The organism is Acetobacter sp. DsW_54, from assembly GCF_002153575.1.
Taxonomy (GTDB): Bacteria; Pseudomonadota; Alphaproteobacteria; order Acetobacterales; family Acetobacteraceae; genus Acetobacter; species Acetobacter fabarum.
In genome coordinates this window covers 52,645-67,265 of sequence record NZ_JOPD01000014.1, presented here as the reverse complement: position 1 = coordinate 67,265, position 14,621 = coordinate 52,645, and the positions used below count along the sequence as shown (strand labels likewise).

The following is a 14,621-nucleotide window of genomic DNA, read 5'->3' as shown; positions in this document are numbered from 1 at the left end:
TTACGCAGCCCCCTGCCGATTGATAACACGCCCGTTTTGCAGGTCTATCCGCCGCCCCTTGAACATATGAGCCGCAGCCGAGTGCGTAGCCAGAATAACCGTGCGGCCAACGGCCAGCCGTTGCAGGCTTTCAAAAACACTTTTTTCGGTAGCAGGGTCCAGATGCGCTGTGGGTTCATCCAGCAGCAGAACCGGAGCGTTTTTGAGGTAAGCGCGCGCAATGGCAATACGTTGCGCCTGCCCACCAGACAAACCAAACCCACCTTCACCGATCTGTGTATCCAGCCCGTTGGGCAGGGTCGGCAGGAACTCATCCACGGCGGCGGAACGCAGGGCATTTGCCAGTTCACGCTCGTCTGCATCAGGTTTGGCGAACAGGATATTATCCCGCAGTGAACCCGCAAACAGCACAGGTTTCTGCCCGATCCATGACACAACGCGAGACAGGGCATCGGGGACTATGCTCTGCAAAGGCGCGCCATTAAACAACACCCGCCCGTTCTGGGGGGTAATAAACCCCAGCAGCAGCTCCATGATCGTGGACTTGCCTGCACCGGATGGACCAGCCAGCACCAGCGTCTCCCCCGCCGGCACGGTAAAGGTAACATGCTCCAGCGCAGGCCCGCGAGCGGGGTCCCATGTAAAGCCGACATCATCAAAAGCCACCATCACGCCGTTGGCGTTAACGGTTCTGGCCCCTTCCAGCACCGGCCGCTCTGTTACTTCGGGCAGGTCCAGTATGGCGGTAGCTGCCCCTTGGGCGTGTGCACGGTCCTGATACGCCAGTGCAAGGCCGCGCAGGGGAGCAAAAAACTCCGGCACTGCCAGCAGGGCAAACAGGCTGGCAACCACGGTGTGCTGCAATGCGGGGGATGGACCACTGGCCTGCATGGCCAGTGCCTGCCGCCCATCGAGCACTGCAAGCAGGATGAACGCAATGACCATGGCGCAGTCAATGGATGCGGAGGAAAGGAATGCCACCCGCAGCACCTTCATGGTACGCACGCGCAGTTCTTCGGCGGCATCCCCCAAACGGCGGGTTTCGTCCTCGGTCCGGCCAGCCAGAACAATGGTGGCAATCCCTTTGATACGGTCCAGAAAACGTGCCTGAAGGCGGGTCATGGCCAAAAACTGGTTGCGTGATGCCACAGCCGCACCAATACCAAACACGGCCTGCCCAACAGGAACGGCCACCCCGCACAGCCCCAGAATGACAGCCGCACGCGGCTGCATAATGCCCACGGGCAGCAAAATCAGTACGGGCGCCACCATCCACAGTACGGAGGCAGGCACCCAGCGGCCAAAAAAGCCATCCAGCGCTTCTATCCGGTCCACAACAATGGAGGCCAGCACACCGCTATGCGTGCGGCGCAGCAATGCAGGACCACCGGCAAGAATGGAGGCCATGACCTCCCCCCGCAAACGCCTGCGCGCCACAATACCGGCTTGAGCAGCCGCCACATCCGCCTTGATCATGCACAGGGCACGCAACATGGCCAGAGCCGGGAACAGCATAAAGGGCCACGCTGGAAAAGCAGCCCCCTGCCCGCCTGCCTGCCACGCCACAAGGGCATGCCCAAGAACAACAGCCACACACCATGCCTGCCCAATACCGGCAAGACTGGAGAGCAGCCCGGACCCAACCACTGATCGCGCTGCCTGACGACCAAGACGCGACTGGAGGCGCGTCCAGTTACGTATTGCTGCTTTCTCGTTCCTCATGACAGACAGCGTTTATACTGCTCTGCCAAGGACGCAACAGTTTAGATCGCCACTCCCTGCTGCGCTTAAGGCATGCCAACGCTCTGCGGGCTACCTAATTTTACGGGTTTTCCGCTTTCTCCAGATGCAGGACCAGTGTGAACTGCACACCATCCTTGCCGCTATAGCTCAAAGATGCCTTTAGCTGTCTGGCAAAACCATGAATGAGCTTGAGCCCGATCCCCTGCGTGCCGGATGCGGGGTCGAAGGAACAGCCAATCCCGTTATCACCAACATTCAGCGTGACCAGATTGCCATTTTTTGTCAGCCGCACATGAATAACGCCCATCCGGCCATCGGGGAATGCGTATTTGATCGAGTTTGTCACAACCTCGGTCACGATCAGCGCCAGAGGCACGGCCTGATCCGGGTCCATCCAGAAACTGTCTGAATCCACCTGTAGGCGAATACGCCCTGCATCCGCCTCTCCTGCGATATGGAAGGTCTGCTCGCACAGGTCTTTTAAAAAAACGGCCATGTTCAGGCTGGTCAGTGAATCCTCGGCGTAAAGGGTGCGGTGCAGCGTTGCCAGCGCCCGGATTCGGTCGCGCGCCAGAGCAAACTCGGCCCGGACCTCAGGGTGGGCAATCTGGTTGGCCTGAAGATTGAGCAGGGACGCCACGATCTGGAGGTTGTTTTTAACCCGGTGGTGAATCTCCTTCATCAGGAGTTCCTGATGCGCCATGGCCTTCTTCAGCCGCGCTTCATGCCGGGAGAGGCGCTGTGTTGCACGCGTAAAAGCCTGCCCCAGCCTTTGCAGCTCAAGCGGCATGGTGCGTGTAACGCGCCCGTCAAACACCCCTTCCATCTGCCATTTACGAACGGAATAGGTCAGCCGCCGCAAAGGCCAGACAAGCACGATATTGGCCGCGAGCGTAACGCCCACCAGCCCCGCAGCCAGCAGGAACAGCAGGGCCGCAATCTGGAAAACCATGGCCCGCAGGGCATCGGCTTCTATGGGGGTGCGCTGGGTTGAAACAAAAATATCCGCACCACCCGCAATGCCACCAAGGGCATACCCCCCCTGCATGGACGGGAGCGACACAACCGAACGGTCACTTTTTTCCAGCTTTTCCTTTAACGGAAATACAAGCCCGGGTGACGGCTGCTCCCAGTTGCAGTCGGTGCAAACGGGAAAAAGCTCTCCATCGTGCATAAGCAGCCACGCCTGCACGGGGTTTGTATCATCCGAAAATGCATCCCACCCCGAAGCACCGCCCAGATAAGCCCGTGTGCGCGAAATTTGCAGGATACCAACCAGATAACCATGGGCCTCCGGCTCTGCCAGAAAAACGGCAGGCACGGTTATCCGTAAAAATGCCCCGTTATCTTCCCCACCACCACTTTTTTGCACGGCTTCCATAACCGTGGCGTTAATCCGTGCGGGAGGGGTTAAGGTCCCGACTTCCGCACAGGAGCGGCCTGAGGGGGAAACAGAATCGAGCTTTTTGCCTCTTTCATCCAGAACAGCCAAAAAGCAGTATCGTTGCCCACTAATGGTTTCGGCCAGTTTGAGCGCATGCACGAGCTGGTCATGCGTGAGGTCCATGTTGCCGATTGTTTCAAGCGCACTGCGCAGGCGGTCCGTATCGTGCCGGAACTGCTGGTCCAGCCGCATAATGGCGGCAACAGCACGCTGGGCGCTCCCCACCCGGACTTCCTGATAATTCCGCAGGGCCAGAACAGCGCCAATACTGAGCACGGGAATACCCGAGAGGCAGATAAGTACACGCATACGCGCGCTGGTGGTGATAAACACCCGCCCCAACCCGGACATTAGCAGGGCGCCAACACGCCGGGCAGCCTGCCCAAGCACGGAAAAGACAGACAAAAGGCTCAGTCCTGCTTGCTCCGGTCTTCCTCAATCAGCTTCAGCAGCTCTTCGGGCACAGGTTCATTCACAACATCATCAAAAAGCTGGTGCAGGCCGCGCTTCAGCCAGACATCAAAAGCCTGATCCCGAGACTGCCTGCCTTTGCGGGGGGGAGCGCCGTCCATACTCTTTCCCATTCCGAACCTTGGATCCTGCCGTTGTGTGCCTGACGCCACTGTGTGCGGAGCAGGCAACTCATCCCCGACAGACCTGCGACTTATAAGCCCAGCATGCGCCATGTTCAGACCACTGCTGCGCTCATACGAGAGGAAACCCGCTGCGCGCCGCCATTCTTTTTTGCCGCCCCGGCCTGAACTCGCTCGCCTTTTTTGCGGTCACCTGCATCAGACACGGATTCTTCTCCAGTTAACCAGACTTCAAGCTGACGCCGGGCACGGAAAACCCTGCTTTTGGCCGTACCAACAGCGCAGCCGGACATTTCCGCCAGTTCCTGATAGCTCATTCCTTCGAGAACCCCCAGCACCAAAGCTTCCCGCTGGTCATCTGGCAGCCGTGCAAGCGCTGCATCCAACTCCATCAGGCTCAGCCGGTCATCATGCCGGGCAGCGACTGCCAGCATGGACTGGGGAGCATCATCAATATCCGTAGTTTCGCGCTTTTTACGCAGGTCGGAAATAAAGCGGTTCCGCAGGATACGGTGCATCCATGCGCCAAAATTGGTTCCGGGGATAAAACTCTGCTGAGCGGCCAGCGCGTTGCAAACAGCGTCCTGCACCAGATCTTCTGCGGCGGTGCGGTTGCGGGTCAGCGCCAGTGCCTGCACACGCAGCTTGGGCAGGATGGCAATAACCTGATCGTGGAATAACGAGGCTGTCATTGTTTTTACTCCGCTCTTCTTCCGTTTTATGGGAGCAATGAACAAGACCCCGCCAAGGTTACATCCGGATGCATTTTTTGTAATCACGAAAACGAGAGCACGTAACCCCGCAGGCCCCGCCCCTCTATTCCGGCTGTGGCTGCGCCAGTTTGTGCAGCATGGTTCGCGCGCGGGACACACGGGCCTTGATGGTCCCGACATCCACTTCGCAAATCTCTGCTGCTTCGGCATAGGTCATGCCCTGCGCACCAATAAGCACCAGTGCCTCGCGCAAAAGCGGCGTAAGCTGCCACAGCAGGGCTTCAAGCTCATGCACTTCCTGCCGCCCATCTGCCGGAGATACGGCCCGTTGCGGCGGGTGCTGCCCGTAATTGGCAAGCACCTCACGCTCTTTTTTGCCGCGCCGCCGCTGTTCCAGAAAAAGGTTGCGCAGGATGGTAAAGCACCAAGCCTTCAGGCTGGTACCAACCTCATACTGCGCCATACGGTCCAGCGCGCGCAAAACGGTTTCCTGCACCAGATCATCTGCCAAAGCGGGGTCGCGCGCCAAAAAGCGCGCAAAGCCGCGCAGGGATGGCAAAAGCGCCAGCAATTCCACCCTAAAAGGTGAACGCGCATCGCCCTGATCGGGATTTGGTGTGTTAATCAGGATTCATCCCCTTTCGGCAAACGCCGCTCCGTGGCATCATTGCCTTACCGTATGTTTTTATCATGACCTAATCATAAGGAGATTTGTCATGTCAGAGTCACTGCGTGACGGGCTGATCCGGGCTCTCCCTTATGGCAGACGTTATGCACGCGCCCTGACAGGCAACCAGCCCGAGGGCGATCTGCTGGTAGCACAAAGCCTGAGAGGCCTGACCTCCCAACCCCCGGCGGAGGGATTTACCCCCCTGCTCCAGCTTTATCAGGCCATCTCGCGCCTTTATGCTACGGACGAAACACACAGGAGCACCCAGGGGCCGGGTCTTTCCTCCACCCAGCGGCAATTGCTGCTGTTGACCACACTGGAAGAAATTAACGTGGAAACAGCGGCCAGAATTATCGGCCTGCCCCACGACCAGGCCGCACATGAGCTAGAAACCGCACAAAAGCAACTCCACAAAGGGGTGCAGACCTCCGTCCTGATTATTGAGGACGAACCCATTATTGCCATGGATATTGAACTGCTGGTCATGCAATGTGGCCACAAGGTTGCCGGCATTGCCCACACGCAGGCCGATGCCGTGCAACTTGCGGCACAAACCCGGCCGGGCCTTATTCTGGCGGACATCAACCTTGGTCCGGGGGGAGATGGCATGGCAGCAGTGGCCGAAATTACGGCAAGCTTTAAGGTACCCGTTATTTACGTAACGGCTTACCCCGAACGACTGCTGACGGGTGAAAAGCTGGAACCCTGTTTTGTCATTACCAAGCCGTTTGACCCCTTAACCCTTGCCGTTGCCACCTATCAGGCCGTAAGCAGTATGGGTGTAGCTCAGACCTGATTTGTTGGGTAAAAAGCTGCCAGAAACCTTGATCGACCTTATTCTGGAACGGCTGGCAATCTGTTATGGCGCTACCCCCCCTACTTCATTTGCAGGATATTACCCTAACCCTTGGTGGCAAACCGCTCCTTGATGGCGCCGGGTTTGCCGTTGGCAAGGGCGAGCGTGTCTGTCTGGTCGGGCGGAACGGGTCGGGCAAATCCACTTTGCTCAAAATCGCCGCGGGTCTTATTCAGCCAGATGGTGGCAGCGTTTTTCTTCAGCCCGGTGCTTCCTTACGTTACCTCCCCCAAGAACCAGACCTGAGCGCATACGCAACAACAGCCGACTATGTTGCCGCCCAGATTGCAGACCCCAACATGGAATGGCGTACCGGCCCCATGCTGGATGCCCTTGGCCTGAGCGGAACGGAAAGCACAGCGCATCTTTCAGGCGGGGAGGTCCGGCGTTGCGCCATTGCCGGTGTGCTGGCCGCAGCCCCTGATGTGCTGCTGCTTGATGAACCAACCAACCATCTGGACATGCCAACCATTGAATGGCTGGAGCGCGAACTGCTCAGCCTTGGTTCGGCCATGATCATGATCAGCCATGACCGGCGGCTACTCTCCACCCTTTCTCGCTCCGTGGTCTGGCTGGACCGGGGCATAACCCGCAGGCTGGATGAAGGGTTTGACCGCTTTGAATCCTGGCGCGAAGACGTGCTGGAACAGGAAGAGCGCGACGCCCACAAGCTGGACCGCCAGATTGCGCGGGAAGAAGACTGGATGCGCTACGGCGTAACAGCCCGCCGCAAACGCAATGTGCGCCGTGTGCGCGAGCTGGCCGCCCTGCGCACAGCCCGGCGCGATGCGGTGCGCGCTCCGGGCACGGTTACTCTCAATGCCCAGTCCGCCTCTACCTCCAGCCGCCTTGTGGCTGTGGCGGAGGACGTGAACAAGGCGTGGGGGGACAAATGCGTAATCCAGAACCTGAACCTGCGCGTCCTGCGCGGGGACAGGTTGGGTGTTGTGGGGGCCAATGGCGCGGGCAAAACCACCCTGCTGCGCCTGCTAACCGGGGGTGACCAGCCAGATAGTGGCACCATTAACCTTGGCCCATCCCTGAGCATGGTCACACTGGACCAGCAACGCCGCTCCCTTAACCCCGAACGTACTCTGGCCGAAACCCTGACTGATGGCGGGGGGGACATGGTGCAGATCGGGGATGAAAAGCGCCATGTTATTGGCTACATGAAGGACTTCCTGTTCCGCCCCGAGCAGGCGCGCACCCCTGTTAGCGCCCTGTCTGGCGGGGAACGAGGCCGCCTGATGCTGGCCTGCGCACTGGCCAAGCCATCCAACCTGCTGGTTCTGGACGAACCAACCAACGATCTGGACCTGGAAACGCTGGATATCCTGCAAGATATGCTCAGCACCTACCCCGGCACGGTTCTGCTGGTCAGCCATGACCGTGATTTTCTGGACCGTATTGCCACATCCGTGCTGGTGGCCGAAGGCGGAGGCGCATGGGTGGAATATGCCGGTGGCTACAGTGACATGCTGGTACAGCGGACCCTGCAACCGCTGGAAACAGCCCCCGTTGTCCCCACTTCCGAACCAGCAAAACCGCGCGAGCAGGCTGCCCGGCAAGCCACCCGTAAACTCAGCTACAAAGACCAGTATGCGCTGGACAACCTGCCGCTGGAAATGGAGAAACTGGAAGCCAAAGCCCAGACACACCGCACCAGCATGGCGGACCCCGACCTGTATAGCAAAGACCCAAAAGCGTTTGACCGGCACTCCACCGAGCTACAGAAAATTGAGGCCAGACTGGCTGAATGTGAAGAACAGTGGCTTGAACTGGAAATGAAGCGTGAAGCATTACTGACGGAGCAGGGCTGACCCTGACCGCTCCCCGCATAACGCCGCAAGGTGACTTTACCCCTTGAGGACCTGATAAATGCAGGCACGATGACAAAGCCATCTAACACGCACAGACCTTCTGCTGGCCCATGGGCCAGCGCGCTGCGGTCATTGCTGCGCAACCGCGCGGCACTTGCCTCGGTTGCGGTTCTTGCCTTTATTGTGGTGGCAAGCCTGTGTGCGCCGTTTTATGCCCGTCACATTGCCCATACTGACCCGTTTGTATCCAATGTTGCAGGCACCATTATGCTCAACGGGCAGGAAACAGACATCATGCAGCCCAACGACAACCCGCTGCATCTGGGGCTTAGCCCCATTGGCCCCACCGGGCACACTGCATACCTGTTAGGGGCAGATAGTCAGGGACGCGACATTATGGCCCGACTGCTCTATGGGGGGCGGAACTCCCTGCTTATTTCCTTCAGTGCTGCGATACTCTGCCTTGTTATGGCCGGAACTGTTGGGATTGCCGCCGGTTTTTTTGGCGGGGTAACAGATATGATCCTGTCCCGGTTGATGGATATTATGTGGGCCGTACCTGTTTACCTGTTCGCCATATCGCTCTCCATTGTCACAATCACTTCGGGCCTGCGGATCGGCCCTTTTGTTATAGAAGCCGATAACCTGCTTATTCCCATTGTGATTATTGCACTGGTGTATGTACCCTATGCCGCACGCCCGGTGCGCGGGCGCGTTATTGCGCTGCGTCAGGCCGAGTTTGTGACCGCGGCCAAATGCCTTGGCGTACCCCGCTGGCGTATTGTACTGCGCGACATTCTGCCCAATGTCAGCACAACGCTTGTGGTTATGGGGCCACTGCTTATGGCCATGGCGCTGCTGGCGGAAAGTGCCCTGTCTTTCCTCTCCATTGGTGTGCAGGCCCCTGCGGCTTCTTGGGGGACTATCATTCTGGATGGTGAGGGGTTGATTTACACCCGCCCCATGGTGGCCATTGCCCCCGGTCTGGCCATTGTGGCCGTAGTGCTTGCCCTGAACATTCTGGGCGATGGCCTGCGTGATGCGCTGGATGTGCGCGATGCTTCCCGGCGGGAATAGGAGGAAGGACAGACCATGATCATGCCCCTCCTGCGCCGTCTGGGTCAGACGGTTTTTGTTCTGTTCGGCATTTCCGCGCTGGTGTTTGCCGTTTTTTTTGCAACCCCCGGAGCAGACCCCACGGCCCGTATTGCAGGGCGCAATGCCGCCCCCCAGACCATGGAAAAAGTCCGTAAGGAATACGGCTTTGACCGCCCGTTACCCGTGCAATACGCCATTATGATGAAAAAACTGTTCATCACCCGTGATCTGGCAAGCTACGCCAACCGTGGTGAACTGGTTGTGCCCGAAATCATGCGGGCGGCCCCTGTAACCCTCTCGCTGGTAAGCGGAGCCGCTGTTATTTGGGTGGTGCTGTCCATTGGCATGGGAGTTGTTGCCGCTGCGTGCAAAGGGTCATGGATTGACCGCACACTCATGATGGCCGGGCTGGTTGGTATTTCCATTCCCGTTTTCTGGCTTGGGCAGGTTGTTAACCTGATCACCCAGAACCGTTACCACGATACATGGCTGTTTTCCTGGGTGCCGGGGCTGGGGTATGTGCCTTTTACCCAAAGTCCATGCGGCTGGTTTTTGGCGCTGGTTATTCCGTGGTGTGTGCTGGCAGTCATGTTTGTTGGCATTTACAGCCGGATTTTACGGGCTGATCTGGTCGCGATTATGGGGGAGGACTTCATACGCACGGCCCGTGCCAAAGGGTTATCCCCTGCCCGCATCCTGCTCCGCCATGGCCTGCGCACAGCGCTTATAACCTTTGTTTCGCTCTTTGGCATGGACTTTGCACAGCTTGTTGGTGGGGGCGCATTGCTGACAGAGGTTGTTTTTGGCCTGCCCGGCGTGGGCCGCCTGACCTATCAGGCACTCAACAGCCTTGATCTGCCCCTGATCATGGCCACGGTCATGTATTCGGCCGTATTTGTGGTGCTGGCCAATGCTCTGGTGGATGCGGCCTATCTTCTCCTTGACCCAAGGGTGCGCGATGCCCACTAACACGCTCTCCCCCCCGTTGCTGGATGTGCACGATCTGTGCGTGAGCTTTACCTCACGCGGGCAGGTCATCCCTATTGTGGAGAACCTGTCCTTCAGCATTGGTGAGCAGGAAATACTGGGGCTGGTGGGGGAATCCGGGTCAGGCAAATCTGTTACAGCCATGGCTCTTATGGGGCTGATTGATGCGCCCGGCGTGCATGTGAGCGGCTCCGCCCGCTTTAAGGGGCAGGACCTGCTTGGCCTGTCAGGCAAACAGATGCGTGCTCTGCGTGGCCGGGAAATTGCCATGATTTTCCAGGACCCGATGACCGCCTTTACCCCCGTTTACACCATTGGCTGGCAGATTGATGAGCAGTTGCGTGCCCACCACAACCTCTCCCGCAAGCAGGCCCGCACCCGCACGGTAGAACTACTGGGGGAAATGGGGGTGCCAGACCCCGCCAATACCGCCAACAGATACCCGCATCAACTCTCTGGCGGCCTGCGCCAGCGCGCCATGATCGCCATGGCGCTCTCCTGCAATCCGTCCCTGCTGATCGCGGATGAACCCACTACAGCACTGGACGTAACCGTACAGGCCCAGATTCTGGACCTCATGCGCAGGCTCCGTACCACCTATGGTTCCTCTGTCCTGCTGATTACGCACGATATGGGTGTGGTGGCCGAAACATGCGATAGCACATTAGTCCTGTATTCCGGCCGGGCGGCGGAAACAGGTGCTACCCAAGACCTGTTTGCTCACCCTCAGCACCCCTACACAGCAGCTCTTTTAGCCTCCATCCCACCCATGAACGGCCCGCGCCCGGACAGGCTGCCAGCCATTCCCGGCACGCCCCCCCAACCTCTGGAGCGCCCGGCAGGCTGCGCCTTTGCACCGCGCTGCACGTACACCCATGCCTCCTGCCTGCCTGCACCACCCCCTGCGTTTTGCACGGTTGGCCCGGCGCATAAAGTGGCCTGTGTGTTGCCGGGGGAAGGAAACCCCCTCCCCAAGCGCGCCTACACCAGCGCAACGCCTGTTCTGTGAGAAGCCCCATGCAGTTCCCTTCCTCCACCGTGCAGGCGGCTCCCCCTCGCTCATCTTCAGGTGCAACGCAGCCTTTGCTGGCGGTAAGGGATGTTTACAAGACCTACAGCCTCAAACACGGGCAAACACTCCGGGCGGTAGATGGCGTCTCCTTTACCGTTATGCCCGGCGAGGTGCTCGGTCTTGTAGGGGAATCCGGTTGCGGCAAGTCCACATTAGGGCGCTGCCTGCTGCGGCTTAATGATGTGTCTGCCGGCCAGATTATTTTTGATGGTCAGGATATAACGCGCCTGCCCGAGCGTATTTTGCGCCCCCTGCGCCAGCAGATGCAGATGGTCTTTCAGGACTCATACGCATCCCTTAACCCCCGCAGGCGGATCGGGGACCTGCTGGCAGAACCCCTGCGGGTTCACCGCACACCGGATGGGCGCAAACATACACCCATGGCCATAGCGCATAGGCTGGAAGAACTTATGGAGCTGGTCAGCCTGCCCCGTGCGGCGCTGGAACGCTACCCACACGAATTTTCAGGTGGGCAGCGCCAGCGCATTAATATTGCCCGCGCTCTGGTGCTCTCCCCCCGCCTTGTGGTAGCGGACGAACCTGTTTCGGCTCTGGATGTTTCGATTCAGGCCCAGATTGTCAACCTGTTTGCAGATTTACAAAAAAGCCTAGGCCTGACCTATGTTTTTATTGCCCATGACCTTGCTGTGGTCCGGCAGATATCCACCCGTGTTGCGGTCATGTATCTTGGCGTAATTGTAGAACTGGGGGAGACAGATACCGTTCTGCACAACCCGGCCCACCCCTACACCATAGCCCTGACGCAAGCCGTGCCCCGCCCGGTTGTGGGGGCACCAAGGCATGCTCCTTTGCGTGGAGAAATCCCAAGCCCTGTTAACAAGCCTTCAGGCTGTCGCTTCCATACCCGTTGCCCGGCTGTGCAAACCCGCTGCCAGAACGAAGCCCCGACCTTAACGCCAATTGCGCCCAACCACGCGGTTGCCTGCCACTACCCTGTGTTAAAGAATACGAACGCATAAATAGTACCCCGCCGTGCCCGACGGAGTAGAAACCCCCTGAGTTCTTGCATAACTACCGGTCAAGCCAGCGCCATGCTGGGGTAATTGCATCAAAATCATATTTCGGCTGGATCAAGGGCTGAGGCATATTGTCACCTTACTACGCATGCTGCCCCTGCGCCTTTTTCTCGGCCACCTGTCCCGCTGCAAGCATCGTATTCTGAGCGAGATAGTTTGAGGCCCTCGAATACGCAGCCCGCATGGGTAGACTGGCTCAACAACTGCCGTATCCTTGAACCTGCCGGCCGCATCACGCCAGCCTGAGGCCGAGTAACATTTTTATGTCACTATGGACCAAATTCTCATGGCCGCGTAACTTGTAAAATTAGGTCCCCACCAATCCCGGGACTGTTAAAGCATCGCGTAATCCAGCAAAAACTGTTCAGGGTTCAAGATATTGTCTCGACGCCTCCTGCTTTCTTCCCTGAGCCTTGTTGCCCTTCCGGCTCTGTACCTCGCGCCGTGCAGTCAGGCGGCCTCTGCTGAGTCCTCGCCTTTCGCGTTCCAGCGCACCTCTCTTGATGCAACAGGTGAACACCCTGAAATCTGTCTGCACTTCAATCAGAACCTGAACGCACAAAAAACATCAACACTGGCCCGTTCGGTCCATCTCTCACCAAAAAGCGCCTTCACACCCCGTGTTGAGAACGACACATTCTGCCTTGGCAAGCTTGCCTTCGGGCAGGGGTACACAATAACAGTCGACCCGGATTTTACTTCAGCCGATGGTCAGAATCTCGCCGCCCCTCTCACGCTCAGCGCCCGTTTTGGGCGTCGTGATGCGCATGTCGGGCTGACAGGAGATGGCTTTATTCTACCCGGACGCACGACCGGGCGTACGCCTGCCCTCGCGATCGAAACTGTTAACGTTTCCACTGTTCGTCTCCACGTCTTTCGGGTCGCTGCATATCAGCAATTTCCCGGCACAGATCATATCGACAGCACACTCCCGGATCTGAACCAGACCAGTTTTGACCCTTATACATTCCAGAACCTGCTGGACACGACCATGCGTGAAATCTGGCATGGCAGCATGGCTATTGATCATGCCCCAGATCGGTCTGTGACAACTGGATTCCCGCTGGCAGAGACAATTGGTGCAGGACAGAACGGACTTTATCTGGTGACGGTGGAAGACGCCGCAACGCCGCCCGAAAAAAGCCCAGTGGAAACCGCTCTTAAACGTGGGAACACCAACGCCGATCCGCTGCAAGGCAAGCCTATTTCTGCCCGCTGGGTTAATCTGAGCGATCTTGGCCTGACCATGCTGCGGGGTGAAGACGGGCTGACAGTCAGTGCCCGCTCCCTGATGAGCGGACAGCCTACTCCTGATGTTACGCTAACACTGCGAGCGCGTGATGGCGGCACTCTGGCGACAGTCAAAACGGATGCGAGTGGCCTTGGGCATTTTGATGCCCCCCTGCTCCGTGGCACCATGGCAGACCGCTCCTCGGTCCTGCTAGCCAGCAAGGGAGAGGATTTCGGCTTTCTGCATCTTGACCGGCAATGGTTCGATTTTTCAGAACAGCACCTTGAAGGCGCAGTCAGCCCTTTTCAGGGGAGCAGTCGCGCGCTCGTGCAGCCTGACCGCGGGATCTATCGTCCCGGAGAGAGCGTGCATCTCCTCACTCTTCTGCGTGACCGCGCAGGACAAGCTATTGCAGACACGCACCCGGTCCTTGTTCTGTACCGTCCCGATCTGATGGAAGAACGGCGCATTCCGCTTACAGGTGCGGCAGAGGGCGGCTACGCCACCACCCTGCCCCTGAGCGCCAGCGCACCCACGGGTTTGTGGCGGGCCGATATTCTGCTCGACCCTTCCCTGCCCGCTATCGGTTCGGCCCGTTTCAGCGTTCAGGATTTCGTGCCACCCAGTATCGAAGCCAGTTTTAAGCCCCCCGCCTCCGCAATCGCCGGACAGACTGTTGAGATTGATGCCTCGGCACGTTTTCTCTACGGCGCACCCGGTGCGGGCCTTAAAAGTGACAGTTCCTACAAGCTTGTTCCCGTAACCGATCCGATCCCTGGCCTTACAGGCTGGGCTTTCGGGTTTGAGAACGAGGAGACACCATCAGCCAGCGGCGACATCAGCGCAGATCCAACGGACCATGAAGGCCATACGCAGTTAACCTTCACGCCGGATATTCCTCCGGGCCTTACCCGACCACTCGCGCTTGATATACGAGCCGGTTTTCTGGACCCCATGGGGCGGCGCGTGGGTGAGCACTTTACAATTCCCGTCCGCCGCACCGCGCCGCTCATCGGCCTCCATGTCGCGGCAGATGCTTCCGCCAGCATGGGCAGTACTGTTATCCCCGTTGATCTTGCAAGTTTTGCGCCGGATAACAGTCCAGTTGCCATCAGCAAAATTCACTGGACCCTGTCACGCGTCAACCGGATCTATAACTGGTCCCACACACCCGACAATGGCTGGACCTTCAGCAGCCACACCGTGGACGTGCCCATGCGCTCGGGCGATATTGCAACAGATGCCAAAGGCACAGCGCGGATACCCCCACGCTGGACTGGGGCGAATACCGCCTGAGTGCCGTCCCGAGCGAAAGTGACGGCGTAACAGGCAGTTCGCTCCGCTTTCAGGTCGGTTG

At 58.5% G+C, this 14,621-nt stretch carries 12 protein-coding genes; 7 read left to right on the top strand and 5 right to left on the bottom strand.

What is annotated here, in order from left to right:
• The 5 genes from cydD to HK20_RS07455 all read right to left on the bottom strand — a co-directional run bounded on the left by cydD (position 1) and on the right by HK20_RS07455 (position 5,043).
• Positions 1 to 1,722, bottom strand: a complete 1,722-nt coding sequence (gene cydD, locus HK20_RS07470; protein ID WP_086646462.1) for a thiol reductant ABC exporter subunit CydD — start codon at positions 1,720 to 1,722, stop codon at positions 1 to 3.
• Positions 1,723 to 1,822: 100 nt separating this feature from the next.
• Positions 1,823 to 3,496 carry a sensor histidine kinase gene (locus HK20_RS07465; protein WP_086646493.1) on the bottom strand — a complete coding sequence of 558 codons (1,674 nt, stop codon included), beginning with the start codon at positions 3,494 to 3,496 and terminating at the stop codon, positions 1,823 to 1,825.
• 101 nt (positions 3,497 to 3,597) lie between these two features.
• A complete protein-coding gene (locus HK20_RS13175; RefSeq protein ID WP_231945768.1) occupies positions 3,598 to 3,759 on the bottom strand; it encodes a NepR family anti-sigma factor in 162 nt (53 codons plus the stop codon).
• Between the two features lie 116 nt (positions 3,760 to 3,875).
• Complete coding sequence (locus HK20_RS07460; RefSeq protein WP_086646461.1) at positions 3,876 to 4,472, bottom strand: sigma-70 family RNA polymerase sigma factor; 597 nt, start codon at positions 4,470 to 4,472, stop codon at positions 3,876 to 3,878.
• A gap of 124 nt (positions 4,473 to 4,596) precedes the next feature.
• The gene (locus HK20_RS07455) at positions 4,597 to 5,043 is read right to left on the bottom strand and encodes a sigma-70 family RNA polymerase sigma factor (RefSeq protein ID WP_233129125.1); all 447 of its coding nucleotides are present in this window, start codon (positions 5,041 to 5,043) and stop codon (positions 4,597 to 4,599) included.
• Between the two features lie 166 nt (positions 5,044 to 5,209).
• On the opposite strand from HK20_RS07455, the gene HK20_RS07450 reads away from it, so the two are divergent.
• The 7 genes from HK20_RS07450 (at position 5,210) to HK20_RS07420 (ending at position 14,560) form a co-directional block, all read left to right on the top strand.
• Positions 5,210 to 5,959: a response regulator gene (locus HK20_RS07450; protein ID WP_086646460.1), complete on the top strand. Its 750-nt coding sequence runs from the start codon at positions 5,210 to 5,212 to the stop codon at positions 5,957 to 5,959.
• Between the two features lie 65 nt (positions 5,960 to 6,024).
• Entirely contained in the window at positions 6,025 to 7,839 is a 1,815-nt protein-coding gene (locus HK20_RS07445) for an ABC-F family ATP-binding cassette domain-containing protein (protein ID WP_086646459.1), read from the top strand.
• A gap of 69 nt (positions 7,840 to 7,908) precedes the next feature.
• Entirely contained in the window at positions 7,909 to 8,916 is a 1,008-nt protein-coding gene (locus tag HK20_RS07440; protein WP_086646458.1) for an ABC transporter permease, read from the top strand.
• A gap of 15 nt (positions 8,917 to 8,931) precedes the next feature.
• Positions 8,932 to 9,906, top strand: coding sequence for an ABC transporter permease (locus HK20_RS07435; RefSeq protein WP_086646457.1), 975 nt, complete (start codon positions 8,932 to 8,934; stop codon positions 9,904 to 9,906).
• Entirely contained in the window at positions 9,896 to 10,933 is a 1,038-nt protein-coding gene (locus HK20_RS07430) for an ABC transporter ATP-binding protein (protein ID WP_086646456.1), read from the top strand. The genes HK20_RS07435 and HK20_RS07430 overlap by 11 nt, the downstream gene beginning before the upstream one ends.
• Positions 10,934 to 10,941: 8 nt before the next feature.
• Positions 10,942 to 11,976 (top strand): ABC transporter ATP-binding protein, encoded by a 1,035-nt coding sequence (locus HK20_RS07425; RefSeq protein WP_086646455.1) that lies wholly within the window; start codon positions 10,942 to 10,944, stop codon positions 11,974 to 11,976.
• A gap of 436 nt (positions 11,977 to 12,412) precedes the next feature.
• The gene (locus HK20_RS07420; RefSeq protein WP_086646454.1) at positions 12,413 to 14,560 is read left to right on the top strand and encodes an MG2 domain-containing protein; all 2,148 of its coding nucleotides are present in this window, start codon (positions 12,413 to 12,415) and stop codon (positions 14,558 to 14,560) included.
• The last annotated feature ends 61 nt before the right edge of the window (positions 14,561 to 14,621 follow it).

Coding starts and splice junctions, on each gene's coding strand:
- HK20_RS07460 (WP_086646461.1), bottom strand. CDS start 4,472: ATGACAGCCTCGTTATTCCACGATCAGGTTATTGCCATCCTGCCCAAG.
- HK20_RS07430 (WP_086646456.1), top strand. CDS start 9,896: ATGCCCACTAACACGCTCTCCCCCCCGTTGCTGGATGTGCACGATCTG.
- HK20_RS07445 (WP_086646459.1), top strand. CDS start 6,025: ATGGCGCTACCCCCCCTACTTCATTTGCAGGATATTACCCTAACCCTT.
- HK20_RS07450 (WP_086646460.1), top strand. CDS start 5,210: ATGTCAGAGTCACTGCGTGACGGGCTGATCCGGGCTCTCCCTTATGGC.
- HK20_RS07435 (WP_086646457.1), top strand. CDS start 8,932: ATGATCATGCCCCTCCTGCGCCGTCTGGGTCAGACGGTTTTTGTTCTG.
- HK20_RS13175 (WP_231945768.1), bottom strand. CDS start 3,759: ATGGACGGCGCTCCCCCCCGCAAAGGCAGGCAGTCTCGGGATCAGGCT.
- HK20_RS07440 (WP_086646458.1), top strand. CDS start 7,909: ATGACAAAGCCATCTAACACGCACAGACCTTCTGCTGGCCCATGGGCC.
- cydD (WP_086646462.1), bottom strand. CDS start 1,722: ATGAGGAACGAGAAAGCAGCAATACGTAACTGGACGCGCCTCCAGTCG.
- HK20_RS07425 (WP_086646455.1), top strand. CDS start 10,942: ATGCAGTTCCCTTCCTCCACCGTGCAGGCGGCTCCCCCTCGCTCATCT.
- HK20_RS07465 (WP_086646493.1), bottom strand. CDS start 3,496: ATGCGTGTACTTATCTGCCTCTCGGGTATTCCCGTGCTCAGTATTGGC.